This is a genomic window from Bradyrhizobium sp. AZCC 1693 (genome assembly GCF_036924745.1).
Classification (GTDB): Bacteria; Pseudomonadota; Alphaproteobacteria; order Rhizobiales; family Xanthobacteraceae; genus Bradyrhizobium.
Genome location: NZ_JAZHSD010000001.1, coordinates 2,550,171 through 2,573,579, shown reverse-complemented (window position 1 = coordinate 2,573,579; position 23,409 = coordinate 2,550,171). Strand labels below are relative to the sequence as shown.

Below are 23,409 nucleotides of genomic sequence, written 5' to 3'. Positions count from 1 at the left end.
TATTTAGGTGCCCTTGGGATCGATCGGGGTCGTGCCGCGCATGCCCAGAATATCCTCCAACACCTTGGCTCCCGCGAGCAACTGCGCCTCGCCGCGCGGCGGCGCCACCACCTGCAGCCCGACTGGCAGGCCCGAGGCAGTAAATCCGCAGGGCAGCGACAGCGCGGGACAACACACCAGCGTGATCGCGTAGACGATGCCGAGCCATTCGACGTAATTGTCGAATTTCTTGCCGGCGCATTCGGCGACGTAGCGGTTCTCGACCGGGAACGGCGGCACGATGGTGGCGGGCGCCAGCAACAGATCGTATTTGTCGAAAAATTCCAGCGTGCGCGCGGTCATGGCGACGCGCTGCGCTTCAGCGCGTTCGAGCTGCTCGATCGTCAGCTTGAGGCCTTCCTCGATGTTCCAGATCACCTCGGGCTTGAGCAGGTCGCGCTTCGTGCGCAGGAGCGCTGCCTTGGAGAGCGCGAAGTCGAATGCGCGCAGCACGTGGAAACATTCATGGGCCTCGCGCAGGTCGGGATGGGCTTCCTCGACGATCGCACCTAGCTCCGCAAAGCGCTGCGCGGCCTTGCGGGTGACGGCCGCCACTTCAGGGTCGACCGGCGTGATGCCGAGATCGGGCGAATAGGCGATGCGCTTCGGCTTGCTGCCGGAACGCGCGGCGGAAAGAAACGAATTCGGCAGCACGGGCAAGGACAGCGGATCGGCCGGATGCTCGCCGCTCATAGCATCGAGCAGCAGCGCCAGGTCTTCGACGTTGCGCGCCATTGGGCCCTGGACGCCGAGATTGCGATCGACCGCTGCGGCTATCGTGTGCGCGACGCGGCCGATGCTGGGCCTCAATCCGACGATGCCGCAGAAGCTCGCGGGATTGCGTAAGCTACCGCCCATATCAGAACCGTGCGCCAGCCACGCGGTGCCGGTGGCGAGCGCCACCGCCGCGCCACCCGAGGAGCCGGCGGCGGAGCGTGACGTATCCCAGGGATTGCGGGTCGGGCCGAACACTTCGTTGAAGGTGTTGGCGCCGGCGCCGAACTCCGGCGTGTTCGATTTGGCGTAGATCACCCCGCCATTGTTCTCGAGATGCTCGACCAGGATATCGGATTTCGCGGGGATGTTATCCTTGTAGATCGGCGAGCCCTGCGTGGTCAGCACGCCGGCGACACTGGTCAGGTCCTTGATCGGGATCGGAAGGCCGGCGAGCAGCCCGCGCTCGGAGGCCGGCTTCTTCATCAGCACGGTGGCATGCTTACGGGCGCGATCGAAGCACAGTGTCGGCAGCGCGTTGACCTTGCCGTCAACCTCGGCGATACGTTTTTCCAGCACGTCGAGCAGGTCGAGCGGTGTGACTTCGCCCGATTTCAGCTTGCCGACGATGGCGCACGCCGTCTCACGCACCAGCCCCTGATCAGCCACTTCGCCATCTCCGTTCGTTTTCGTTTCTTGGTCGCAGATGGTGCTGTAGAACATTTTCCGGCAAAGTGGAACGCATGGAAGCTGTGGCCCGACCGGAGATATCTGCATGACGACATTGTTTTCTGAACTGGACTGGCGTGCCATGAGCCAGGAGGCGCGCGACCTCGGGCTCAACAATGGCGTTGCCGTGCCTGGCAGCGTCGAGATGGTCGCGGGCTGGGAGCAGCGCTCTGCCGAGATGCGCAAGCGCTTCCCTGGGCATCTCGATCTGCGATATGGCCCGCGCGATCGCAACCGGATCGATTTCCTCAAAGCGGGCGAGCAGGCGCCGACGCTGCTGTTTATCCACGGCGGCTACTGGCAGGCACGGGCGAAAGAGGTCTTTACCGTTGTGGCCGAAGGGCCGATAACGCATGGCATCAATGTGGCACTGATCGGCTATACGCTGGCGCCGGATGCGACGCTCGACGAGATCGTTTCAGAAATCCACGCCGGCATCGATTGCCTCGCCGGACAACTGCCGGCGCTTGGCGCCGCTGCCGGGGGCATTGTGGTATCAGGCTGGTCCGCCGGCGGGCACCTGACCTCGATGGCGCTGTCGCATCCGCTGGTGAGGGCGGGCATGGCGATCTCAGGCATCTACGATCTCGAACCGATCCGCCACTCCTATCTCAACGAGAAACTGCGGGCGGATGAAGCAACCTCCCGCCGCAACTCGCCGATGATGCAGCAAGGCGGCGCGCAAAAACCACTGTCGCTGGTCGTCGGTAGCGCCGAATTGCCGCTGCTGCGCAAGCAGACCGCCGATTTCGCCGGCCACCGCGCGGGATATGGATTGCCGGTAACGTATGAGGAAATCCCCGATGCGAACCACTTCACCATCATGTACGAGATGATGTCGCCGAAGGGGAGGATCACGACGCTGATCCGGCAGTTATTCGAGCGGACGACGGGTTGAGTGTCGCCGTCATTGCCTGCGACAAACGCGAAGCGTTTGCGCAATGCATCGGGATAGGGAGGAGTCGAGAGGCTCCCCCTGTCCCGATCGCAACGACGGTGGAACGATTGGGCGCTAGCCCCATCCCGCCGTATGCCCGCCGTCCACCGTAAAGATCACCCCCGACGTATACCCCGACCGGTCCGACGCCAGAAACGCCATGAGATCGCCGATCTCGCGCGCATGCGCGGGGCGGCCGAGCGGCATGCCTTTCTGGAATTCCTTGTAGCGGTTCTCGTCGCCGAACTGGTCCTTTGCCCGGATCTTCATTCGCATGACGTGGCGCTCGGTGCTGACGGGTCCGGGGTTGATGCCGACCACGCGAATGTTGTCGGCAAGGCTCTTGCCGCCGAGCGCGCGGGTGAACGCCATCAGCGCGGCGTTGCCGGCGCTGCCGCAGATGTAATTGGCGTCGAACTTTTCGCCGGCGGCGCCGATGTCGTTGACGATGACGCCGCCGCCACGGGCCTTCATCTGCGCATAGATCGCGCGGGTGAGGTTGATGTAGCCGAACACCTTCAGCTCCCAGGCGTGGCGCCAGGTCGCCTCGTCGATCTTGTCGATCGAGCCGCTCGGAATATCGCCGGCATTGTTGACGAGGATATCGATATCGGCGGCTTCGTTGGCGAGCCTTGCGATGTCATCGGGCTTGCGCAGATCCACGACATGGGCGGTCGCGCTGATCCGATGCGCCGAACGCAGCCGCTCGGCGAGCGCCTTCAACTGCTCGCCGTTGCGGGCGGCCAGCATGACGTCGCAGCCTTCCTCGGCAAAGGCTTCGGCCGCGGCCGCGCCAATGCCCTTGGAGGCGCCGGTAATCAGGACGCGCTTGCCGCGCAGATGCAGGTCCATGGGAATACTCGCTTGGCTGGGGGAGGGGTCAGAGGAAAGTCGGCGAAATTGGTAGGCGGATGACGCCATTGCGGTCAACATTGCAGTGCAGCGTTGCGCAGGCGGCAGGTTTGGTCCATTGCAAGGCAATCAAATAGGCGGCATTAGCTGCCCGCAGGACAACAAGGAAAGCCTCGATGAGCAGCGCCAAGAAGCAGTATCGGATTGCGGTCATTCCCGGTGACGGCATCGGCAAGGAAGTGATCCCGGAAGGGCTGCGCGTGCTCGAGGTGGCGGCGAAAAAGCACGGGGTATCAGTGCATTTCGATCATTTCGACTTCGCCTCCTGGGACTATTACGAAAAGCACGGCGAGATGATGCCGGAGGACTGGAAGGCGAAAATCGGCAATCACGATGCGATCTATTTCGGCGCGGTCGGCTGGCCCGCCAAAATCCCGGATCACATTTCTTTGTGGGGCTCGCTCATCAAATTCCGGCGTGAGTTCGATCAGTATGTCAATTTGCGCCCGGTGCGGCTGATGCCCGGCGTGCCGTCGCCGCTTGCCAACCGCAAGCCCGGCGATATCGATTTCTGGGTGGTGCGCGAGAATACCGAGGGCGAATATTCCTCCGTCGGCGGGCGCATGTTCCCGGACACCGACCGTGAGTTCGTCACCCAGCAGACCGTGATGACCCGCGTTGGCGTCGATCGCATCCTGAAATTCGCATTCGACCTGGCGCAGTCGCGGCCGAAGAAGCATCTGACCTCGGCGACCAAGTCCAACGGCATCTCGATCACGATGCCCTATTGGGACGAGCGCGTGGAGGCGATGGCGAAAAATTACCCCAAGGTGAAGTGGGACAAGTACCACATCGACATTCTCACCGCGAATTTCGTGCTGCATCCGGACTGGTTCGACGTCGTGGTCGGCTCAAACCTGTTCGGCGACATCCTCTCCGATCTCGGCCCGGCCTGCACCGGCACCATCGGCATCGCGCCTTCGGGCAACATCAACCCGGAAGGCAATTTCCCGTCAGTGTTCGAACCGGTGCACGGCTCGGCGCCCGACATCGCGGGGCAGGGCATCGCCAACCCGATCGGCATGATCTGGTCCGGCGCGATGATGCTGGAGCATCTCGGCGAGAAGCAGGCGGCAGCCTCCATCGTCGGTGCGATCGAGCGCACGCTCGGCGAACGCACGTTGCGGACGAGGGATCTGGGCGGCAATGCGGACACGACCGCTTGCGGGAAGGCGGTCGCGGAGATGGTGGATTGACTTCTTCCCTTCTCCCCTTGTGGGAGAAGGTGGATCGCTGCCGCGTAGCGGCAGCGAGCCGGATGAGGGGTCTGTCTCCGCGGAGAGAACCCCTCATCCGCCTACGCTTCGCTTCGGCACCTTCTCCCACAAGGGGAGAAGGGAGATCGTCGCCCGTCGCGATAAATCACACGTACGATCTGCGCGATGGATCGAAAATCGCTGGATAATCATTCTCGTCGAGAAGATCGAGAAACGCATCAAGCCCATCGTTTTTGATCAGCGCGACCTCACGGTCAGGATCTCCACGAGGTCTCCCGCGATCGAAAGCGCGTCTGCGACACGCTTGTCCGGAAGATGATCGGCGTGAGAAACAAGAAATTCCTTGTTACTTTCCCTTCACGATCCGCCGGCAGTGCTCCCATGCCGCGCGCATCAAATTCTCGCTCGCTTCCGGCGTGCGGAAGGCGGAATGCGCCGACAGCGTGACGTTCTCCAGTTTCGTCAAGGGATGGTCCGCCGGCAGCGGCTCGATGTTGAAGACGTCGAGGCCGGCATGGCGGATCTGGCCCGACTTCAGGGCGTCGATCATCGCTTCCTCGTCGACGATGGCGCCGCGCGCGGTGTTGATGAGGATGACGCCGGGCTTCATTGCCTCGATGCAGGCGCGCGAGATCATGCCGCGCGTTTCGTCGTTCAACAGCAGATGGATCGAAACGACGTCGCTCTCGGTCAGCAATTCGTCGAGGTCGACGAACTCGACCTTCGGATGTTTCTTCGGCGACCGGTTCCAGGTAATGACGCGCATGCCACTGCCGAGCGCGATGCGCGCCACCTCGGCTGCGATGCCGCCGAAGCCGATCAGGCCCAGCGTCTTGCCGGTGAGTTGCATGCCGTCGTCACGCAGCCAGTTGCCGGCGCGGATGCCGCGGTCCATCCTGGCAAGGCCGCGCGCGCCTTCCCACATCAGCGCGATGGCGCATTCGGCGACCGCCGTGTCGCCATAACCTTTGATCAGATGCACGGAAATGCCGTTCTCGGCGAGTTCTTCCGGGTTCATGTAGCTGCGCGCGCCGGTGCCGAGAAACACGACGTGCTTCAGTCCGGTGCATTTCTTCGCGATGTCCGTCGGCAGCGCGGTGTGATCGACGATTGCAATCTCGGCGCCGTCGAGTATCGCGGGATACTGATCTGAGGTGATATCGGGGTTCCGATGGATCAGCACCTTGGGATCACCTGGCTTCTCCAGCCGCTCGAAGATCATGGCCAGCGATTCATTGGCGTCGACGAAAACTCCGCGCACGGCATTTCCCCATGTTCTGTTTATCAAGCTCTATTTATCAGGATGCGACGCCGGCCAGCGCCAGCACGGTATGCATCAGCACATTGGCGCCCGCCGCGCAATCGGCCTGGGTCGCGTCCTCGAGTTCGTTGTGGCTGATGCCGTCCTTGCAGGGCACGAACACCATGGCCGCAGGGATCGCCGTGTTGAGGTTGCAGGCATCGTGGCCGGCGCCGGAGGTGATGCGCCGGTGCGAAAGCCCAAGCATCTTCGCGGCGTTCTCCACCGCGTCCACCAGTTTGGGATCGAAATGCGTCGGCGGCTTGCGCCAGATCAGATCGAACTGGACCTCGACCTTGCGCCGCGCCGCGATCTCGGCAATCGCGCTGCGCAAATCCTTGTCCAGCGCATCCATGATGGCGGCGTCGGCGCTGCGGCAATCCACGGTAAAGGCGATTTCGCCGGGAATGACGTTACGTGAGGGATTGGCGATCACGGCCTCGCCGACGGTGCCGACGGCTTTGGGGCCGTGCTTCTTGGCGATTGCCTCCATCGCCAGCACGATTTCCGACAGCGTCGCCAGCGCGTCGCGGCGTAGCGGCATCGGCGTCGATCCGGCATGGCTCTCGAAACCGGTGATCTTGCCGTCATACCAGAGCACGCCCTGGCCGGAATCGACCACGCCGATGGTCTTGTTCTCAGCCTCGAGAATCGGCCCCTGTTCGATGTGCAGTTCGACAAACCCTGAGAATTTCTGCGTCCCCACCGGGCTTTCGCCGCGGTAGCCGATGCTGTCGAGCGCCTGCGCCACCGTGACGCCTTCGGCGTCCTTGCGCGACAAAATGTCGTCGGTGGTGAAATCTCCGACGTAAGCCGCCGAGGCCATCATCGCCGGCGCGAACCGCGAGCCTTCCTCGTTGGTCCAGTTGCAGATGCAGATCGGCGTTTCGGTTTCGATGCCGGCGTCGTTGAGCGTGCGCACCACCTCCAGCGCCGCCAGCGTGCCGAGCACGCCGTCATATTTGCCGCCGGTCGGTTGCGTGTCGAGGTGGGAGCCGAGGCCGATCGGCGGCTTCGACATGTCGCGGCCCTTGCGCAGGCCGAACATCGAACCCAGCGCATCGACATGGACTTCCAGCCCTGCGGCCTCGCAGGCGTTGCGGAACCAGTCGCGCACCTGCTTGTCCTCGGGGCCGAGCGTCAGCCGCCGCACACCGCCTTTCGGCGTGGCGCCGAATTTGGCGGTTTCGTGAATAGCGCCCCAGAGCCGGGCGGAATCGATTTGCAGGTTGGAGGCGATTTTTGTCATTGGCCGTTCCGAAGTTCAGGATACGCGATGCGCGCTTTTTCAATGACGCGCCTCGCGCGGCGCGTCAACAATGACGCCGCCTCGCGCGAGGCTGGCGGCGAGTTCGACCACGCGCTCCACCGCGACCGTATCGGGGGAGGCGAGCCAGCTTGCCGAAAACGTCAGCGGCGCCAACTGCAGATTGGTCGACAGCAATTGCAGCCGCCCGTTTGCCATGTCGTCCTCGACGATCGCGGTCGGTATCAAGGCGATACCGAGACCTTCGATCGCCATGTGGATGACGGTTGCGAGCGAAGCGCTGGCATGCAGCCGTATCGGCGGCAGGTCAGGCCGGTTGAACAGGGAACGCACGATTTCATAGGGCTGGGTACGGCGCGAAAAGGTGATAATCGGGAATTTCGCCAGATCGTGCAGGGTGAGCTCCTGCTTGCCGAGGCCGAGCGAGGGACTGGCCGTAAAGCCCACGGGATAATCGCACAGCGGCCGGTTATTGACCATCGGCGCCGTCAGCGGCCCGAGCACGAAGGCGAGTTCGATTTCCTGCGCCAGCAGTCGGTTGCGCAAATTCGAGGTGATGTCGACCTCGATCTCGAGCGAGAGGTTCGGGTAGGCGTGATTGACGCTCTTGATGAGTTGCGGCAGCCAGGTGTGAACGATGGTTTCGGCGACGCCGAGCCGCAGCACGCCGCGCATCGCCGAGCGGTCGCCGACAACCGCCAGCATTTCCGAGCGCAGTCCGATCAGCTTCTCGGCATAGACCATCAACTGCCGGCCGCTTGGCGTCGGCAGCACCATGCGGCGGTCGCGCTGCAGTAGTTTTACGCCCACCTCGCGTTCGAGTTGGGCGATTCGTTGCGAGATCGCGGGCTGGGTGGTGTTGAGCTTCTGCGCAGCGCCGCGGAAGCTGCCGAGTGTCACCACCCACATGAAAGTCTCAATTGCCTTGAAATCAGTCATGCACCCTCTGGCCGCAGATTGATAACTATGATTTATTGAATTCGATTAGAAAAGACGATTAGACATTATCATAGCCATATGCGGGAGTGGATGTCGACAAGAATGGAAGCGGGGACAACGATGACCAGCTTGGCGAGGACGGAAACACGCGGCCACGATACGGCGGATTTATCGCCGAGCGTCGCCGCCCGGCACGCCTGCCGGACAGGCATGGCCCATCACACGGCGGGCGTCGCCAACGGCTTCGTGCAAGGCAATCTTGCAATCCTGCCGGAAAAACTCGCCGGCGCCTTTCATCGCTTCTGCCAGCTCAATCCCAAACCGTGCCCGATCATCGGCATGTCCGACGTCGGCGATCCCCGCATCCCTGCCCTCGGCATCGACCTCGACATCCGCACCGACCTGCCACGCTATCGCGTCTGGCGTGATGGCGAAATCGTCGAGGAGCCGACCGACATCGTGGCGCACTGGCGCGACGATCTCGTCGCCTTCGTGCTCGGCTGCTCGTTCTCCTTCGAGGAGGCGCTGTTGGAGGAAGGTCTGCCGATCCGTCATATCGAGCGCGATGTGCGCGTGCCGATGTTCCGCACCAACATCGCCTGCAGCCCGGCGGGCCCGTTTGCCGGTCCGATGGTGGTGACGATGCGGCCGTTCAAGCCGGCGGACGCGATCCGCGCGGTGCAGATCACCTCGCGTTTCCCCTCCGTGCACGGTGCGCCGGTTCATATCGGCTTGCCTGAGTCGATCGGCATCGCTGACCTCGCCAAACCCGACTACGGCGATCCGGTGCCGGTCGAGGCGGACGAAATTCCGGTGTTCTGGGCCTGTGGCGTCACGCCGCAATCGGTCATCCAGGCCGCCAAGGTGCCCTTCGCGATCACGCATGCGCCCGGATTGATGCTTGTGACCGATCTCAGGAATAAAGCGCTTGCCGTGCTTTGATGCAGCGCTTGCTGATCATTGAGGCTTTACCCTAACCTTCGCCCGTTTCATCGCTAGTTGCCGATCAACAGAGGATATCGCTATGAACATCACGCGCCGGAATGTCTTGCTTGGAGCTACCGCCGCCGCAGCGCTCGGACCGATCGCGGCCCGCGCCCAGACTTCCGAAGTGGTGATCGGTGTGATCTATCCGTTCTCCGGCGCCAGCGCCCAGATGGGCGTCGATGCCCAGAAGTCGTTCGAGACCGCGCTTGAGGTCATCAACAAGAACCACGATTTCGATCTGCCGCTGGCAAAAGGCGAAGGCCTGCCCGGCCTCGGCGGCGCCAAGGTCCGCCTCGTCTTCGCCGACCACCAGGCCGATCCGCAGAAGGGCCGCGCCGAGACCGAGCGCCTGATCACGCAGGAGAAGGTCTGCGCCGTCATCGGCACCTACCAGAGCGCGGTCGCCGTCACCGTCAGCCAGATCTGCGAGCGCTACCAGATCCCGTTCATCTCGGCGGACAATTCCTCGCCGAGCCTGCATCGCCGTGGCCTCAAATTCTATTTCCGCGCGGCTCCCCATGACGAGATGTTCTCGGCCGCCATGTTCAACTTCTTCGACGCGATGAAGAAGAAGGGCGCCAAGATCGACACGCTGTCGCTGTTCCATGAGGATACTATCTTCGGCACCGACTCCGCCAATACCCAGCTCAAGCTGGCCGCCGATCGCGGCTACAAGATCGCCACCGACATCAAGTATCGCTCCAACTCGCCGTCATTGTCCGCCGAAGTGCAGCAGCTCAAGACCGCGAACGCCGACGTGTTGATGCCCTCGAGCTACACCACCGACGGTATCCTGCTGGTCAAGACCATGGCCGAGCTCGGCTACAAGCCGAACGCGATCGTTGCCCAGGACGCCGGCTTCTCCGAAAAGGCGCTCTACGATGCGGTTGGCGACAAGCTGGAGGGCGTGATCTCGCGCGGCAGCTTCTCGCTCGATCTCGCCGCCAAGCGGCCGATGGTCGGCAAGGTCAACGCCATGTTCAAGGAGAAGTCGGGCAAGGATTTTAACGACCTGACGTCGCGGCAGTTCATGGGGCTCCTGGTGATGGCGGAGGCGATCAACCGCGCCAAGTCGACCGATGGCGAAAAGATCCGCGAGGCGCTGGTCGCGACCGACATTCCGGGTGAGCAGACCATCATGCCGTGGAAGCGCGTCAAGTTCGACGAGATGGGTCAGAACAACGACGCCGACCCGGTGCTGCTGCAATATATCGGCGGCAAGTTCGTCACCATCTTCCCGCCGCAGGCCGCCATCGCCGAAGCCGTCTGGCCGATGAAGTAGGCTGGGCCTTTTTGGAGAGACATCACAAACGCAGCGTCGTCCCTGCGAACGCAGGGACCCATACGCCGGGGAGCATCAGTTTCATCGTGGCCTCACGTCCTTCCTTCGAATGCGACTCTGGTGGTTATGGGTCCCTGCGCCCGTGCGCAATGCGCACTCGGCAGGGACGACCTGCAATGGGGGTATCCCGGTGACCGCCGAAACCATCATCCAAAGCCTGGCGAGCGGGCTCCTGATGGGGCTGCTCTACGGCCTCATCGCCGTCGGCCTCGCGCTGATCTTCGGCCTGATGGACGTCGTCAATTTCGCCCACGGCGAATTCCTGATGATCGCGATGTATGCGACGTTCTTCCTGTTCGCGTTCTTCGCGATCGATCCGCTACTGTCCGCGCCGCTGGTCGCGGCGGCGCTGTTCGTGTTCGGGGCCGTGGTCTATCTACTGATTGTGCGCTTTGCCGTGCGCGCCAAGGCCAACGCCGGCATGGTGCAGATCTTCTCCACCTTCGGGCTTGCCATCGTCATGCGCGGCCTGGCGCAGTACTTCTTTACGCCGGATTATCGCAGCGTCACGCATTCATGGCTCGGCGGCAAGACGGTTTCGGTGGCCGGCATCTTCCTGCCGGTGCCGCAACTGGTCGGCGCGCTGGTCGCGATCGCGGCCTTCGGCGCGCTCTATCTCTTCATCAACCGCACCGACTTCGGCCGCGCGCTTGAAGCGACCCGCGAGGACGCCGGCGCGGTCGCGCTGGTCGGCATCGACAAGAACAAGGTGTTTGCGCTCGGCTGGGGCCTGGGCGCGGCGCTGGTGGGCCTGTCAGGCGCGGTCATGGCGATCTTCTTCTACATCTATCCCGACGTCGGCGCTTCCTTTGCGCTGATCGCCTATGTGACGGTGGCGCTCGGCGGCTTCGGCAGCGTGTTCGGCGCCTTCGCCGGCGGCATCATCGTCGGCCTTGTCGAGGCCACGACCGCGTTGCTGCTGCCGCCTTCGCTCAAGGCAGTCGGTATCTATGCGGTCTATCTCCTTGTCGTCTTTGTTCGGCCGCGCGGCCTGTTCGGATCGATGTGATGGATACCGCTTTCGCAGAACGCCGCCGCCGCGACCTCATCGTCGCATGTGTTCTCGCCGCGATTGCAGCCGTCGTGCCGCTGTTCGTCAAGGACGTTTACGTCCAGAACATGATGGTGCTGACGCTGATGTGGGGCGCGCTGTCGCAGAGCTGGAACATTCTTTCCGGCTATTGCGGCCAGATATCTCTCGGCCACGCGATGTATTTCGGCATCGGCGCCTATACCACGGCGCTGTTGTTCACCAAGTTCGGCGTACTGCCCTGGTTCGGCATGCTCGGCGGTGGCATCATCTCTGCCGTCATTGCAATGGCGCTCGGCTATCCCTGCTTCCGGCTGCGCGGCCACTATTTTGTCATTGCCACCATCGTCATCGCCGAGATCATGCTGCTCTTGTTCCACAACTGGGATTGGGCGGGCGCGGCCATGGGTATCGATATCCCCGTGCGCGGCGATAGCTGGCTCAAGTTCCAGTTCACGCGCAGCAAGCTGCCGTATTTCTACTTCGCGCTGGTGCTGGCCTGCGTCGCCTGGTTCGTCACCTGGTGGCTGGAAGATTCCAAATGGGGCTATTGGTGGCGCGCGGTGAAGGATAATCCGGACGCCGCCGAAAGCCTCGGGGTCGTCGTCTTCAATTCCAAGATGGGCGCGGCGGCGGTGTCGGCGTTCCTGGTCGCGGTCGGCGGCAGCTTCTACGGGCAGTTCGTCTCCTATATCGATCCTGAAAGCGTGATGGGCTTCCAGTTCTCGCTCTTGATGGCGCTGCCGGCGGTGCTCGGGGGCATCGGCACGCTGTGGGGGCCACTATTGGGCGCGGTGATCCTGATCCCGATCACGGAACTGACGCGCTCCTTTATCGGCGGCTCCGGCCGCGGCGTGGATCTGATCGTCTATGGCGGCCTGATCATCGCGATTTCGCTGGCGCGGCCGCAGGGTCTGGTTGGGCTGTTTTCCCTCAAGCGCAAGGAGGCGGCCCGATGACGACGCCGCTTCTGGAAACCCGCGGCGTCTGGCAGCGCTTTGGTGGCCTGATTGCCAACAGCGACGTCTCGATCTCGGTCGGACGCGGCGAGATCGTTGGCCTGATCGGCCCGAACGGCGCCGGCAAGTCGACGCTGTTCAACCTGATCGCAGGCGTGCTGCCGCCCACGCAAGGCTCGATCATCTTCGATGGCGAGGACGTCACCGGACTGCCGGCGGCCGAGCGATGCCAACGTGGCATCGGCCGAACGTTTCAGGTGGTCAAGAGTTTTGAGACCATGACCGTCATCGACAACGTCATCGTCGGTGCGCTGGTTCGCACCACTGTGATGCGCGATGCCCGCCGCAAGGCCCATCAGGTGCTGGAATTTTGCGGTCTCGGCCCGCGCGCCAACGTACTTGCCAGCGATCTGGTCCCTTCCGAAAAGCGTCGGCTCGAGGTGGCCCGCGCGCTTGCGACCGAGCCGAAATTGCTGCTGCTGGACGAAGTGCTCACCGGGCTGACGCCGGTCGAAGCCAAGACCGGCGTCGAACTGGTGCGCAAGGTGCGCGACACCGGCGTCACCGTGCTGATGGTCGAGCATGTCATGGAAATCGTGATGCCACTGGTCGACCGCGCCATCGTGCTCGATCTCGGCAAGGTGCTGGTCGAGGGCAAGCCCACAGAGGTGGTCCGCGATCCGAAAGTCATTACCGCCTATCTGGGAGACCGTCATGCTGTCGGTGCATGAAGTCACCACTGCCTATCAGGGCCTGGTCGCGATCTCGGCGGTTTCGATCGAAGTCGCAAAGGGCGAAATCGTCTGCGTTGCCGGCGCCAACGGCGCCGGCAAGTCGACATTGCTGAAATCGATAGCGGGCGCGGAACGGCCGCGTTCCGGCACCGTGTCGTTCGACGGCACAAGGATCGATGGCTTGGCGCAGCACGTCATCACCTCGCGCGGCATCGCCTATGTGCCGGAAAACCGCCGGCTGTTTCCGCGGCTGTCGGTGCGCGACAATCTCAGGCTCGGCAGCTACCTCTATCGCAGCGAAGCGAACCGCGAGGCGCCGCTCGATCTCGTCTTCACGCTGTTCCCGCGCCTGCAGGAGCGGCTGGAGCAGCGCGCCGAGACGCTGTCAGGCGGCGAGCAGCAGATGCTGGCGATCGGCCGCGCACTGATGACGCGGCCGCGGTTGCTGATGCTCGACGAGCCGTCGCAGGGCATCATGCCAAAGCTGGTCGATGAAATCTTCCAGGCGGTGAAACGCATCCGCGACGCCGGCATGACCGTGCTGATCGTCGAGCAGCGCATGGCCGAATGCCTGGAGATCGCCGACCGCGCCTACATCCTGCAGACGGGGCGGGTGTTGATGCAGGGCAGTGCGGCGGAAATCAGCGTCAATCCGGATGTGAGGAAGGCGTATCTGGGGCTGTGATGTGCGGCGCTCATTTGTTTGCTGATCTGACACATTCGAGCCGTGCGTCCGCTGACATCTAGAACTGGTCCTCCACCTCGGGCGGGAAGCGGTTAAATATCTGTTCGGCGAGACCGGCGAGCGGCGCGAGATAAGCTCCCGTCAGTTCGTTGTACCATTCCAGATAGCGCAGCACCTGTCGGCGCGTTGAATATGCTTCAAACGAGTCCCATCCAGCGATGTTAATTACTTGATCGGTATGTTCGACTGCGAGCCGCATCGCATCGGCCGGTGCAATCGAACTGTTCAGATCGGGCAAGAGAGATAGCAGATAAAGTTCTATGAGATTGGCGTGCGCCCAGCTCCGGGTTTCCCGGCTCTCGTGGTTCGTGTCGTAAAGCGACAACAGGCGGGCCATCGACCACAATTGCTTTGGGTTCTTCTCTGGCCGGTACTCTGGTCCTGGAGTGTTTTCGCCTTCCATCAAGCCGGGTATATGCGCAACGATCAAGCTCAATGATAGATATTGAACGACAGCCCAGTGCAAAGCGCGATTGGTCTGGAACGCTTCCCAGTAATGATCACGCGCGTTGACGAGCAGCTTATTTGATTCCGCACCGAGATTGACCAAATACAAAACCTGAGCTTGTCGCTTCTCGGTGCTCGCGAGCAATCCATAAATCTTTGCTTCCTGCTCCGGAATCGTTGCAACCAGATCGTTCAATCGCTTCTTTCCGTCGCGCATGCGCTGCCGGGCATCCTCCAGCAGTTGACCAACGTTGTCCTGCCTTTGTTCCGAACGGAGCTTGGATTGCATTCTGTTCGAGGTGTGACGCGTTGCTTCGTCGGCATGACTCATTGCGGCATTGATGCTTTCCATTGCCTGCTTTATTTGGGTCGCCGAGAGTTGCTTGTCAAAGTCGCGTGGCAGAGAAAGGTAGGTAGTGAGACTGGCCCAATCGTGCCGCTCCGGAAACTGGCCGTAGAGCCGCCGGCGCACATCGAAAATCAGCCGGCGCGGATCGCTTCCCCACAGCAAGCCGTCGTACAGCACTTCCACAAGCCGAACCGATCCTTCAAACGACAGAGGAAATTGTCCGGCGACGACCATGGCAATTCCGGCTTCATGCAACGCATGCGCAATGCTCGAGCCGGCTCCGGCCACGGAGCCGACGTTGGAGGCATCACAGCTTGCCATGGTGACAACCGCCGGGCGTGAGAGGTTGTTGTTGCCCGATCGGCCTGCGGCCCGCAACGCAGTTGCAAGCCGCGCACCGTTGACGCGATCCATCCGATTGGGATCCCGAGCATCGTGCAAAGCCAGCGCATAGCGCGTGTCATGACCCTCGCCAAACGGGATGCCGTGCGCCAGAATGTGAATGTGGGTAAAGGACGATGAAGCGCACTCTCTTTCAATGGCCTCAAGCGAGGCGTTGGGGAGGAACACGAAGTGCTTGCTCAAGACCTTCGCGCGCGCAGTTTTGTCGCTGGGATTGTAGTACTTCACCCAGGGCGCAATCGCCCGCCGCAACGCAAGCAGATGTGCTTCAAGCGGGATGTCACCCACCTCGGAAGGGGCCGCCGCGACAAACAGAACACGCGGTGCGCGATCCGGCCATTTCAGGTCGTTGTCGGGAGCGCGACGCACCTCGCGCGTCAAGCAAACCGGCATCTGTGGTTGCAGCAATAGATGCTGGCCGGCTCCAGGGAGGCCAGCCGGCGAGAGCGCAAGCTCGAATGGCAGCAGCGCCAGTTCGGAGGCCGAGATAATCAGGCGAAGATGCGTCAGCGGTTCAACGCCGGAATTTTGCTTGTTGGTCTCGGCCGTCAATCCGGGAACCGTTCCCAGCATGTCACCGAGCACGGCTGCAGTATCCTTCAGCTGGAAAACCCTTGCGTCGTTACTCACACGATAACCAAGTGCATCGAGTCTGTGCAGGAACTGATTGTGCTCGAAAGGCACGTGCATCGTCACAGCGCCGTGGTTCTCGCACAGGGCAAGATAGGGTGTCAGGGGCGAAAGCAACTGATTGTGCGCCGGGCCGTGTCGCAGCAGTTCGAGAGTGATCGTATGCATCGCTGTCTCAGCTCTTTGTCATGCCGGCGTTGGCGTCGACTCGAACGAGATCGGGTTTGCCGTCGACCATGTCCCAACGCAGGAGCTCGCCACGCGTACCCGCGGCGTCTGTCCTTACGGTGACGACCGTACGTCGCCGCAGTACCAGCCCTGGAAATTCATCGAGCGCGTCCATGGTTCCGGCCGCCATCACGCCATAAGCCTTGTTGAATTCGGCCTGATCCGCCAACACATGCGGCTCCAGCCGGATCAGTCGCGCCCAGGTTCCGCTGTTGAAATAGAATCCGTTTCGCTTGCGCCGCGGAAGCGCTCGCTCCAGATGGGTATGGCCCGCCAGGACAAAATCGACATTCGATGTGATAGTATCGTCGAGTTGATGAAACGTGTCGTCCTCGAGCGACCAGTCGAAACTGCGGTCCTTCTGCAGGTCGTCGAGTGCCCGCCGGAGCGTCTCGCGAACATCTTTGCCGCGCACCCAACTCCATACCGCGTCGGAGAACCCGAGTTGGTGCGTGCGGTCGCCGGCGGGAACCAGCGAAATAGGGTCGATACCGCGTTGCAGGCGATCGTCCATCCGTGTCATCAGCGCATCATGATCGATCGTCCGTCGCCACAATGGCGAGCCATTTGCCGTCAGCGCTACCTCCTCGCGTTCTTCCTCTGCGCCGAGCAAGCCAGTCGCGCGACGGATCTTGTCCATGGCAAGACGCTTGAGCACCGGGAAGGCACCACCGATCTGGTCGCGCTTGTCCGGCGCCACCGCCAGCAATACCGGGATCACTGCCTCTAGTTCGGGTTTGAGCAGATCGACAAACGGATATCCCTTCTTGATATCGTTCATCACTTCAATAACGAGATGCGTGCCGGCATTCGGAATCCAGGTATCAACGAAACGTCCCTGCTGCAGATCGCGTCCGCAGCGGCGAATGGTCTCAAAGTCGGTTACATTCCAGTCGTCAACCTCGTTGCCGTGAAGGCACAGGACGGTGGCGTTACCGACCCGGCAGAGAAATCCGGTTCCATCAAACGCCAGCACGACACGTCCTCGGGCTGCATCGTCGTCTCCGGCGATCAGATCGAGAAGATGTTCACGAACCCACGGCAGCGCGAGTTCGAGGTCGTGATTGCCAAGCGTGATGATCAGGCGCCGCCCTTTGGTACGAGCGAATTTCCTGAGCACTTTCCAGACCGGAGCGAAGGCGGCATCGCCTGCGATACGATCGAGTTTTTGGATGGCGCCGTCGGGGTCGAACGCCTTGGCGCCCGGCTCAGCCAGAAAGTCAACCATATCGCCATTGATCACCAGGGCGACCATGCCGGGTTTGGTTCGCAGAAATTCGATCAGCTTGGCAAGCTCGGGGCCTGAATTAAAGATCTGTGAGCCGGATTGGGCGCCACCCATGTGCAGGTCGGACACCGAATAGAGTTCGTCAAACTGCGGGATGTTGTCGGACCAGGCAGGCACGAAAACCTCCAATCGAACAAATCAATCAAAGAATTTCAAATCTCGAAAGCGGGTATGCTGCGTCTCTTTCAACTTATAGTCAAGGTGGGCCGTTGTCATTCGCCTTCGAGAAAGGGGAGGCGAGGGCGTTGCGATACCGCAAAGGAACGTACCTCGACCTTTCCGAGATGCCTGGCAATGCTACGGCTTGGGCGCGAATGGGCCTGTTCCGCGACCACTCTATTCTTCGATTAGTCGTGCTCGGGTAGCGTCAGCCCAAACGTCTTCGCCAAATCCTCCACCTGCGCCGGCGACAGATACCGCGGGTTCAGCCCGCGCAGCAGCAGATAGAGTTTCGCCGTCTCTTCCAGTTCCTCGATCGCGAACACCGCCGCCTCCAGCGTGTCTCCCGATACCACCGGCCCGTGATTGGCCAGCAGTACGGATGAGTATTTCCCCGCCAGCCCCTTGATGGCGTCGGCGACCGCCGGATCGCCGGGTCGATAATACGGCAGCAGCGCGGTGTGGCCGCATTTCATCAGATAATACGGTGTCATCGGCGGCAGCGCGGCGCGGGGATCGATTTCCGGCAGCATCGACAACGCCACCGAGTGGGTCGAATGAAGATGCACCACCGCGCGTGCGGCGCCGCGGGTCTGGTACAGCGCGGTATGCAGCGGTACTTCCTTGGTCGGCGCGTCGCCGGAAACCAACCGCCCGTCCGGCCCGAGCCGCGACATCCGCGCCGGATCGAGCGCGCCCAGCGAAGCATTGGTCGGCGTCACCAGCCAGCCGCCGTCATCGAGTTTCACGCTGATGTTGCCCGAGGAGCCCGGCGTCAACCCGCGATCGAACAGCGAGCGGCCGAGGCGGCAGATTTCCTCGCGAATCCTGGTTTCGCTCATGGTTTCGCCCTCGGTCTGATCCGGGATATCACCCGTTTTCCGCCTTGTCTCACGCTTTGGCAGCGCGGCCAAGCCGTGATACCCAGAAGCAAAGCCGCCGACCGGATCGCGGCTAAAATGAAACCATTGAGGGACCGCCGTATGCCTGCATCAGTAAAACCGCGCGTCGCCGTCATCGGGCTGGGCTCAATGGGCTTCGGCATGGCGATCTCGCTGCGCCGGGCGGGGTTTGAGGTCACCGGCTGCGACGTCTCGGCGGATTCCGTGGCGCGGTTCGTGGCCGATGGCGGCAAGGGCGCTGGCTCGCCGGCGGAAGCGGCGAAATTGGCCGACATCGTCGTCAGTGTCGTCGTCAACGCGGCGCAGACCGAAACCATCCTGTTCGGCGCCAATGGCGTCGCCGAAACGCTCGGGAAGGGAGGCGTGTTCATCTCCTCCGCCACCATGGACCCTGACGTCGCGCGGCGGCTCGCCAAGCAGTTGGAGGCAACAGAGCGGCACTACCTCGACGCGCCGATTTCCGGCGGCGCGCAGCGCGCGGCGCAGGGCGAACTCACGATCCTGGCGTCCGGCAGTCCGGCGGCGTTTTCAAAAGCCCGCCCGGCACTCGATGCGATGGCCGCAAAACTGTACGAGCTCGGCGACGATGCAGGGCAGGGCGCGGCGTTCAAGATGATCAACCAGCTCCTCGCCGGCGTCCACATCGCCGCCGCCTCGGAAGCGATTGCATTTGCCGCCAAGCAGGGTCTCGATATCCGAAAGGTCTATGAGGTGATCACGGCGTCCGCCGGCAATTCCTGGATGTTCGAGAACCGCATGCCGCATGTGCTCGACGGCGATTATGCGCCGCGCAGCGCGGTGGATATTTTCGTCAAAGATCTCGGCATCATCCAGGACATGGCGCGCTCGGCGAAATTTCCGGTGCCGGTTTCCGCCGCGGCCTTGCAGATGTTCCTGATGACGTCGGCCGCCGGCATGGGGCGCGATGACGACGCCTCGGTGGCGCGGATGTATGCTCGCGTCACCGGCACGCATCTGCCGGGTGAGCCGAAATAATAGCAAGATCACGAAGGGGACGCTCGATGCCGCGCTTTGCCGCCAATCTCTCCATGATGTTCACCGATGTGCCGTTCCTTGACCGTTTCGAGGCGGCGGCAAAAGCGGGCTTCACCGCGGTAGAATTCCTGTTTCCCTACGATCATCCGGCAGACGCCGTCGGCGGGCGGTTGCAGAAAAACGGCCTGACACAGGCGCTGTTCAACCTGCCGCCGGGCAATTGGGACGCCGGTGAAAAGGGCTTTGCCGCGCTGCCGGAGCGTTTTGACGATCTGAAGCGAAGCCTTGAGACGGCGCTTCCTTACGCCAAGGCGACCGGCGTCAAGCGGCTGCATCTGATGGCCGGCATCGCCAACCGCAGCGAACCGAAAGCCGTCGAGCAGTTTTACAAATCGGTGACGTGGGCCGCGGAATTCTTTGCGCCCCACGGCCTCGACGTCGTGATCGAGCCGATCAATGCCCGCAATGTGCCAGGCTACTTCCTCAACGATTTTGGCTTCGCGCGCGACCTGATCACCGAGCTGAAGATCCCTAACCTGAAACTGCAGTTCGACATCTATCACTGCCAGATCATCCATGGCGACGTCACCATGCGGCTGCGCGAGATGATGCCGATTACAGGCCATGTCCAGATCGCCAGCATTCCCTCGCGCAACGAACCCGACGGTGAGGAACTGAACTATCCGTTCCTGTTCGCCGAGCTCGACCGGCTCGGCTATGGCGGCTTCGTCGGCTGCGAGTATAACCCGCGGGCCAAGACCACCGACGGCCTTGGCTGGTTCAAACCCTATGCCGGAGTAAAGCCGTGAAATTGTCCTTGGGCTGCATCGCCGACGACTACACCGGCGCCTCCGATCTCGCCAACACGCTGACGCGTCAGGGCCTGCGCACGGTGCAGACGATTGGCGTTCCCTCGGACGACCTCGCGCTGCCGGAGGTCGACGCGGTCGTGGTGTCGCTCAAGAGCCGCTCGATCGAGGCTGACGTGGCGGTTGATCGTTCTCGCGCCGCGGAGAAATGGCTGCGCGGCCGCGGCGCCGGCCATGTGCTGTTCAAGATCTGCTCGACCTTCGATTCCACCGATGCCGGCAATATCGGGCCTGTCATGGATGCGCTGCGCGCCGATTCCGGCGATGCGATCGTGCTGGTGACGCCGGCCTTTCCGGAAACCGGCCGCACCGTCTATCAGGGCAACCTGTTCGTCGGTTCCGTGCCGCTGAACGAAAGCCCGCTGAAGGATCACCCGCTCAACCCGATGCACGATTCCAATCTGGTGCGGGTGCTGGCGCGCCAGAGCCAGACCAAGGTCGGGCTGGTGGATCTCGCCACGCTGTCGCGCGGCGCGGACGCGGTTCGCAGACGTCTTACCGATCTTGCCGGGAAGGGCATAGGCGCGGCCGTCATCGACGCCGTCTTCGACCGCGACCTCGAAACCATCGGCAGCGTTGCGCTCGATCATCGCCTGTCCGTGGGAGCCTCCGGCATCGGGCTCGGCATCGCGCGGGCGCTGGTCGCCTCCGGCAAGGTCAAATCGGCTTCGGCAGGCGCGGTGTCCGGTGCGCCGGTCGGCGGACCGGCAGCGTGCCTGGCGGGGAGCTGTTCGCAGGCGACGCTGGCGCAGATCGCCAGCGCCGAAAAGACCATGGCCGTGCTGCATCTCGATCCTGAACAGATCATCGCCGGCTCCGGCGAGGTGCGTCGCGCATTGGGCTGGGCGAATGACCGAATCAACGATGGACCAATCCTGATCGCCTCAAGCTCGACGCCGGACCAGGTCGCAGCCCTGCAATCCCGGCATGGCCGCGATGCAGCCGGACATGCCATCGAGCAGGCGATGGCGGACATCGCGGAAGGTTTGGTGCGCTCCGGCGTGCGGCGGTTGGTGGTCGCGGGTGGTGAAACTTCAGGCGCCGTCGTCGACCGCCTGCGGATTCCCGGATTCCTCGTAGGCGCAGAAATCGCTGCAGGAGTGCCGGTTTTGCGTGCCGTCGGTGCCGACAAGGGCGATATGCTGCTTGCCCTGAAATCAGGCAATTTCGGTGGGACTGAATTTTTCTCCGATGCGCTGAAGCTGATGCGCTGATTGTCGCTCCGGCGTTCATGGAACCGGTGCAGTCTGGCGCCTACGTATTTTTACGCCGACGTCGTTAACTCAACCTGAGGACGTGCCGGGTTTTATTTCCGCAACGGCATCCTTTTGATTCCCTCGACTTTCCCTGCCTCGTCGCGTTCGGCGTCTCCCTCGCGCCCAAAACCAAGAGATTCCCGCCATGCTCGCCAAATACTCCATCCGCACCAAGATCATCACGGTCGTTGCCTTCCTGCTCGTCGCGATGACGGGCATGGGTCTGCTCGCGGTCAGGAACATGCGGGCCATCAACGCCAACACGGTGGAAATCTCGACGAACTGGCTACCCAGCATCCGCGTGCTTGGCGACCTGCGCGCCGGCGTCATCACCTACCGCAACGTGATCCGCGAGCACATGCTGGCTGAGACGCTGGAGGAAAAGCTCGCGATGGAAAAGACGCTCGCCACCGTCATAGAGGCCAATACCAAGTTCCGCGCCGCCTATGAGCCGATGATCACGTCTCCGGAAGAGCGCGCGCTCTATGCCGAGTGGTCGAAACTCTGGGACAAGTACAAGGCGGGCACCCAGGAAGTGATGGCGCTGTCGCGCAAGGCGGTGGGCAAGATTCCGACCGAGGCGCACGAGTTGAACACCAAGACGGTCAACAAGATCGGGCTCGAGGCTGATGCCGTCCTGAACAAGGACATCGACCTGAACAACAGAGGCGCCGACAAGGCGGCGCAGGATGCCGCCGACAGTTACGCCTCGGCGTTGATGATGCTCACCTTGATCCTTGGTGCGGCGGTCATCATCGGTATCGGCGTCAGCTATTATCTGGTCCGCGACGTCTCCAGCGGCATTGCCTCCATCGTCATCCCGATGCAGGCGCTGGGCAAAGGCGATCTGAGCGCAGACGTGCTGCATCAGGGCGAGAAGACCGAAATCGGCGCCATGGCGGATACCCTGCAGGTGTTCAAGCAGGAGCTGATCGCCAAGAAGGCCGCTGACGAAGCCGCGGCGCTCGATGCCGAAGCAAAGATCGAGCGCGGCCGCCGCGTCGACGGCATCACCCGCAATTTTGAAACCGTGATCGGCGAGATCGTGCAGACGGTGTCGTCGGCTTCGACGCAACTCGAGGCCTCCGCCGGCACGCTGTCGGCGACGGCCAAACAGTCGCAGACGCTCACGTCAACCGTGGCGTCGGCTTCCGGGGAAGCCTCCGCCAATGTGCAGTCGGTGGCGTCGGCGACCGAAGAGCTTTCCTCCTCGGTCACCGAGATTGGCCGTCAGGTGCAGGAATCGGCGCGGATGGCTACCGACGCGGTGGGCCAGGCCCGCGTCACCAACGACCGGGTCAGCCAGCTGTCCAAGGCGGCGAGCCGTATCGGCGACGTGGTCGAGCTCATCAACACCATCGCCGGCCAGACCAATTTGCTGGCGCTCAACGCCACCATCGAGGCGGCGCGCGCCGGCGAGGCCGGCCGCGGGTTTGCGGTCGTGGCCTCCGAAGTGAAGGCGCTCGCGGAGCAGACGGCAAAAGCCACCGGCGAGATCAGCCAGCAGATTACCGGCATTCAGGGCGCGACCCAGGAGTCGGTGAATGCGATCAAGGAAATCAGCGGCACCATTGAACGGCTGGCGGAGATCTCCTCGGCCATCGCGGCTGCCGTGGAAGAGCAGGGTGCGGCGACGCAGGAAATTTCGCGCAACGTGCAGCAGGCCGCCCGCGGAACCCAGCAGGTTTCCTCCAATATCTCCGACGTGCAGCGCGGTGCCAGCGAAACCGGCGCCGCCTCCTCGCAGGTGCTCTCGGCGGCGCAGTCGCTGTCGGGCGACAGCCATCGCCTCAAGCTCGAGGTCGGCAGGTTTCTGGATTCGGTGCGGGCGGCCTGACGGCCGCTTGGCGGCCGGCGAAGGGGCCGGCTTCCGGCCGGGAGTCGGACCTCATTCGCGCGACGCGCGAATCTGGCGGATCTGCAACCCGGGCAAAACTCCGTAGATTCACGCAAGCGGAAATTAACCGGTCCCGGCTACGCTGCCGGTACTTTTCGGGCCCGCGCGCGCAAGGCTGGTCCCGTCGCGGCGCAG

At 62.6% G+C, this 23,409-nt stretch carries 21 protein-coding genes; 12 read left to right on the top strand and 9 right to left on the bottom strand.

All coding sequences use genetic code 11. The features are described from left to right. Nucleotides 1-3: 3 nt before the first annotated feature. On the bottom strand, nt 4-1,422 hold the full coding sequence (locus tag V1293_RS12415; protein ID WP_334509822.1) for an amidase: 1,419 nt from the start codon (nt 1,420-1,422) through the stop codon (nt 4-6). A gap of 106 nt (nt 1,423-1,528) precedes the next feature. Here V1293_RS12415 and V1293_RS12410 point away from each other — a divergent pair, with 106 nt between their 5' ends. After that, nucleotides 1,529-2,380 (top strand): alpha/beta hydrolase, encoded by an 852-nt coding sequence (locus V1293_RS12410; RefSeq protein WP_334509820.1) that lies wholly within the window; start codon nt 1,529-1,531, stop codon nt 2,378-2,380. 114 nt (nt 2,381-2,494) lie between these two features. On the opposite strand, the gene V1293_RS12405 is transcribed toward V1293_RS12410, so the two are convergent. Continuing rightward, the gene (locus V1293_RS12405; RefSeq protein WP_334509818.1) at nt 2,495-3,271 is read right to left on the bottom strand and encodes an SDR family oxidoreductase; all 777 of its coding nucleotides are present in this window, start codon (nt 3,269-3,271) and stop codon (nt 2,495-2,497) included. Between the two features lie 28 nt (nt 3,272-3,299). Then, complete coding sequence (locus V1293_RS12400) at nt 3,300-3,461, bottom strand: hypothetical protein (RefSeq protein ID WP_334509816.1); 162 nt, start codon at nt 3,459-3,461, stop codon at nt 3,300-3,302. Here V1293_RS12400 and V1293_RS12395 point away from each other — a divergent pair. Beyond that, nucleotides 3,448-4,527 carry a tartrate dehydrogenase gene (locus tag V1293_RS12395; protein WP_334509814.1) on the top strand — a complete coding sequence of 360 codons (1,080 nt, stop codon included), beginning with the start codon at nt 3,448-3,450 and terminating at the stop codon, nt 4,525-4,527. The genes V1293_RS12400 and V1293_RS12395 overlap by 14 nt on opposite strands. A 367-nt stretch (nt 4,528-4,894) precedes the next feature. On the opposite strand, the gene V1293_RS12390 is transcribed toward V1293_RS12395, so the two are convergent. Genes V1293_RS12390 through V1293_RS12380 form a run of 3 tightly spaced genes read right to left on the bottom strand, consistent with a single transcriptional unit; the run spans nt 4,895 to nt 8,054 of the window. Continuing rightward, entirely contained in the window at nt 4,895-5,809 is a 915-nt protein-coding gene (locus V1293_RS12390; RefSeq protein WP_334509812.1) for an NAD(P)-dependent oxidoreductase, read from the bottom strand. 37 nt (nt 5,810-5,846) lie between these two features. Beyond that, entirely contained in the window at nt 5,847-7,097 is a 1,251-nt protein-coding gene (locus V1293_RS12385; protein ID WP_334509810.1) for a Zn-dependent hydrolase, read from the bottom strand. 39 nt (nt 7,098-7,136) lie between these two features. Further along, nucleotides 7,137-8,054: a LysR family transcriptional regulator gene (locus V1293_RS12380; protein ID WP_334509808.1), complete on the bottom strand. Its 918-nt coding sequence runs from the start codon at nt 8,052-8,054 to the stop codon at nt 7,137-7,139. 120 nt (nt 8,055-8,174) lie between these two features. Here V1293_RS12380 and V1293_RS12375 point away from each other — a divergent pair, with 120 nt between their 5' ends. The 6 genes from V1293_RS12375 (at nt 8,175) to V1293_RS12350 (ending at nt 13,791) form a co-directional block, all read left to right on the top strand. Further along, a complete protein-coding gene (locus V1293_RS12375; protein ID WP_334509807.1) occupies nt 8,175-8,996 on the top strand; it encodes a putative hydro-lyase in 822 nt (273 codons plus the stop codon). 82 nt (nt 8,997-9,078) lie between these two features. Further along, the gene (locus V1293_RS12370) at nt 9,079-10,323 is read left to right on the top strand and encodes an ABC transporter substrate-binding protein (protein WP_334509806.1); all 1,245 of its coding nucleotides are present in this window, start codon (nt 9,079-9,081) and stop codon (nt 10,321-10,323) included. A 190-nt stretch (nt 10,324-10,513) separates the two neighbouring features. Continuing rightward, a complete protein-coding gene (locus tag V1293_RS12365; RefSeq protein WP_334509805.1) occupies nt 10,514-11,392 on the top strand; it encodes a branched-chain amino acid ABC transporter permease in 879 nt (292 codons plus the stop codon). Continuing rightward, nucleotides 11,392-12,372, top strand: a complete 981-nt coding sequence (locus tag V1293_RS12360; RefSeq protein WP_334509804.1) for a branched-chain amino acid ABC transporter permease — start codon at nt 11,392-11,394, stop codon at nt 12,370-12,372. The genes V1293_RS12365 and V1293_RS12360 overlap by 1 nt, the downstream gene beginning before the upstream one ends. After that, nucleotides 12,369-13,103: an ABC transporter ATP-binding protein gene (locus V1293_RS12355; RefSeq protein WP_334509803.1), complete on the top strand. Its 735-nt coding sequence runs from the start codon at nt 12,369-12,371 to the stop codon at nt 13,101-13,103. Before V1293_RS12360 ends, V1293_RS12355 begins: the two co-directional genes overlap by 4 nt. After that, complete coding sequence (locus V1293_RS12350; protein ID WP_334509801.1) at nt 13,087-13,791, top strand: ABC transporter ATP-binding protein; 705 nt, start codon at nt 13,087-13,089, stop codon at nt 13,789-13,791. The genes V1293_RS12355 and V1293_RS12350 overlap by 17 nt, the downstream gene beginning before the upstream one ends. Before the next feature lie 58 nt (nt 13,792-13,849). Here V1293_RS12350 and V1293_RS12345 read toward each other — a convergent pair whose 3' ends face one another. The 3 genes from V1293_RS12345 to otnC all read right to left on the bottom strand — a co-directional run bounded on the left by V1293_RS12345 (nt 13,850) and on the right by otnC (nt 18,196). After that, entirely contained in the window at nt 13,850-15,847 is a 1,998-nt protein-coding gene (locus V1293_RS12345; protein WP_334509799.1) for a CHAT domain-containing protein, read from the bottom strand. Nucleotides 15,848-15,854: 7 nt separating this feature from the next. Continuing rightward, nucleotides 15,855-17,324: a metallophosphoesterase gene (locus V1293_RS12340; RefSeq protein WP_334509797.1), complete on the bottom strand. Its 1,470-nt coding sequence runs from the start codon at nt 17,322-17,324 to the stop codon at nt 15,855-15,857. A 218-nt stretch (nt 17,325-17,542) separates the two neighbouring features. Next, a complete protein-coding gene (otnC, locus tag V1293_RS12335) occupies nt 17,543-18,196 on the bottom strand; it encodes a 3-oxo-tetronate 4-phosphate decarboxylase (protein ID WP_334509795.1) in 654 nt (217 codons plus the stop codon). 141 nt (nt 18,197-18,337) lie between these two features. Between otnC and ltnD the strand changes: the two genes are divergently transcribed. From ltnD to V1293_RS12315, 4 genes are all read left to right on the top strand, one after another. Continuing rightward, a complete protein-coding gene (gene ltnD / locus V1293_RS12330) occupies nt 18,338-19,252 on the top strand; it encodes an L-threonate dehydrogenase (RefSeq protein WP_334509793.1) in 915 nt (304 codons plus the stop codon). A 26-nt stretch (nt 19,253-19,278) separates the two neighbouring features. Next, the gene (gene otnI, locus V1293_RS12325; RefSeq protein ID WP_334509791.1) at nt 19,279-20,061 is read left to right on the top strand and encodes a 2-oxo-tetronate isomerase; all 783 of its coding nucleotides are present in this window, start codon (nt 19,279-19,281) and stop codon (nt 20,059-20,061) included. Further along, nucleotides 20,058-21,335: a 3-oxo-tetronate kinase gene (otnK, locus tag V1293_RS12320; protein ID WP_334509790.1), complete on the top strand. Its 1,278-nt coding sequence runs from the start codon at nt 20,058-20,060 to the stop codon at nt 21,333-21,335. Before otnI ends, otnK begins: the two co-directional genes overlap by 4 nt. A 187-nt stretch (nt 21,336-21,522) precedes the next feature. After that, nucleotides 21,523-23,214, top strand: a complete 1,692-nt coding sequence (locus V1293_RS12315) for a methyl-accepting chemotaxis protein (RefSeq protein WP_334509787.1) — start codon at nt 21,523-21,525, stop codon at nt 23,212-23,214. Nucleotides 23,215-23,409: the final 195 nt, after the last annotated feature.

Bases quoted from the DNA above. Each gene is read 5' to 3' on its own strand.
- V1293_RS12410 (WP_334509820.1), top strand. From the start codon at position 1,529: ATGACGACATTGTTTTCTGAACTGGACTGGCGTGCCATGAGCCAGGAG.
- V1293_RS12405 (WP_334509818.1), bottom strand. From the start codon at position 3,271: ATGGACCTGCATCTGCGCGGCAAGCGCGTCCTGATTACCGGCGCCTCC.
- V1293_RS12395 (WP_334509814.1), top strand. From the start codon at position 3,448: ATGAGCAGCGCCAAGAAGCAGTATCGGATTGCGGTCATTCCCGGTGAC.
- V1293_RS12385 (WP_334509810.1), bottom strand. From the start codon at position 7,097: ATGACAAAAATCGCCTCCAACCTGCAAATCGATTCCGCCCGGCTCTGG.
- V1293_RS12380 (WP_334509808.1), bottom strand. From the start codon at position 8,054: ATGACTGATTTCAAGGCAATTGAGACTTTCATGTGGGTGGTGACACTC.
- V1293_RS12375 (WP_334509807.1), top strand. From the start codon at position 8,175: ATGACCAGCTTGGCGAGGACGGAAACACGCGGCCACGATACGGCGGAT.
- V1293_RS12370 (WP_334509806.1), top strand. From the start codon at position 9,079: ATGAACATCACGCGCCGGAATGTCTTGCTTGGAGCTACCGCCGCCGCA.
- V1293_RS12360 (WP_334509804.1), top strand. From the start codon at position 11,392: ATGGATACCGCTTTCGCAGAACGCCGCCGCCGCGACCTCATCGTCGCA.
- V1293_RS12355 (WP_334509803.1), top strand. From the start codon at position 12,369: ATGACGACGCCGCTTCTGGAAACCCGCGGCGTCTGGCAGCGCTTTGGT.
- V1293_RS12350 (WP_334509801.1), top strand. From the start codon at position 13,087: ATGCTGTCGGTGCATGAAGTCACCACTGCCTATCAGGGCCTGGTCGCG.
- V1293_RS12345 (WP_334509799.1), bottom strand. From the start codon at position 15,847: ATGCATACGATCACTCTCGAACTGCTGCGACACGGCCCGGCGCACAAT.
- otnC (WP_334509795.1), bottom strand. From the start codon at position 18,196: ATGAGCGAAACCAGGATTCGCGAGGAAATCTGCCGCCTCGGCCGCTCG.
- ltnD (WP_334509793.1), top strand. From the start codon at position 18,338: ATGCCTGCATCAGTAAAACCGCGCGTCGCCGTCATCGGGCTGGGCTCA.
- otnI (WP_334509791.1), top strand. From the start codon at position 19,279: ATGCCGCGCTTTGCCGCCAATCTCTCCATGATGTTCACCGATGTGCCG.
- V1293_RS12315 (WP_334509787.1), top strand. From the start codon at position 21,523: ATGCTCGCCAAATACTCCATCCGCACCAAGATCATCACGGTCGTTGCC.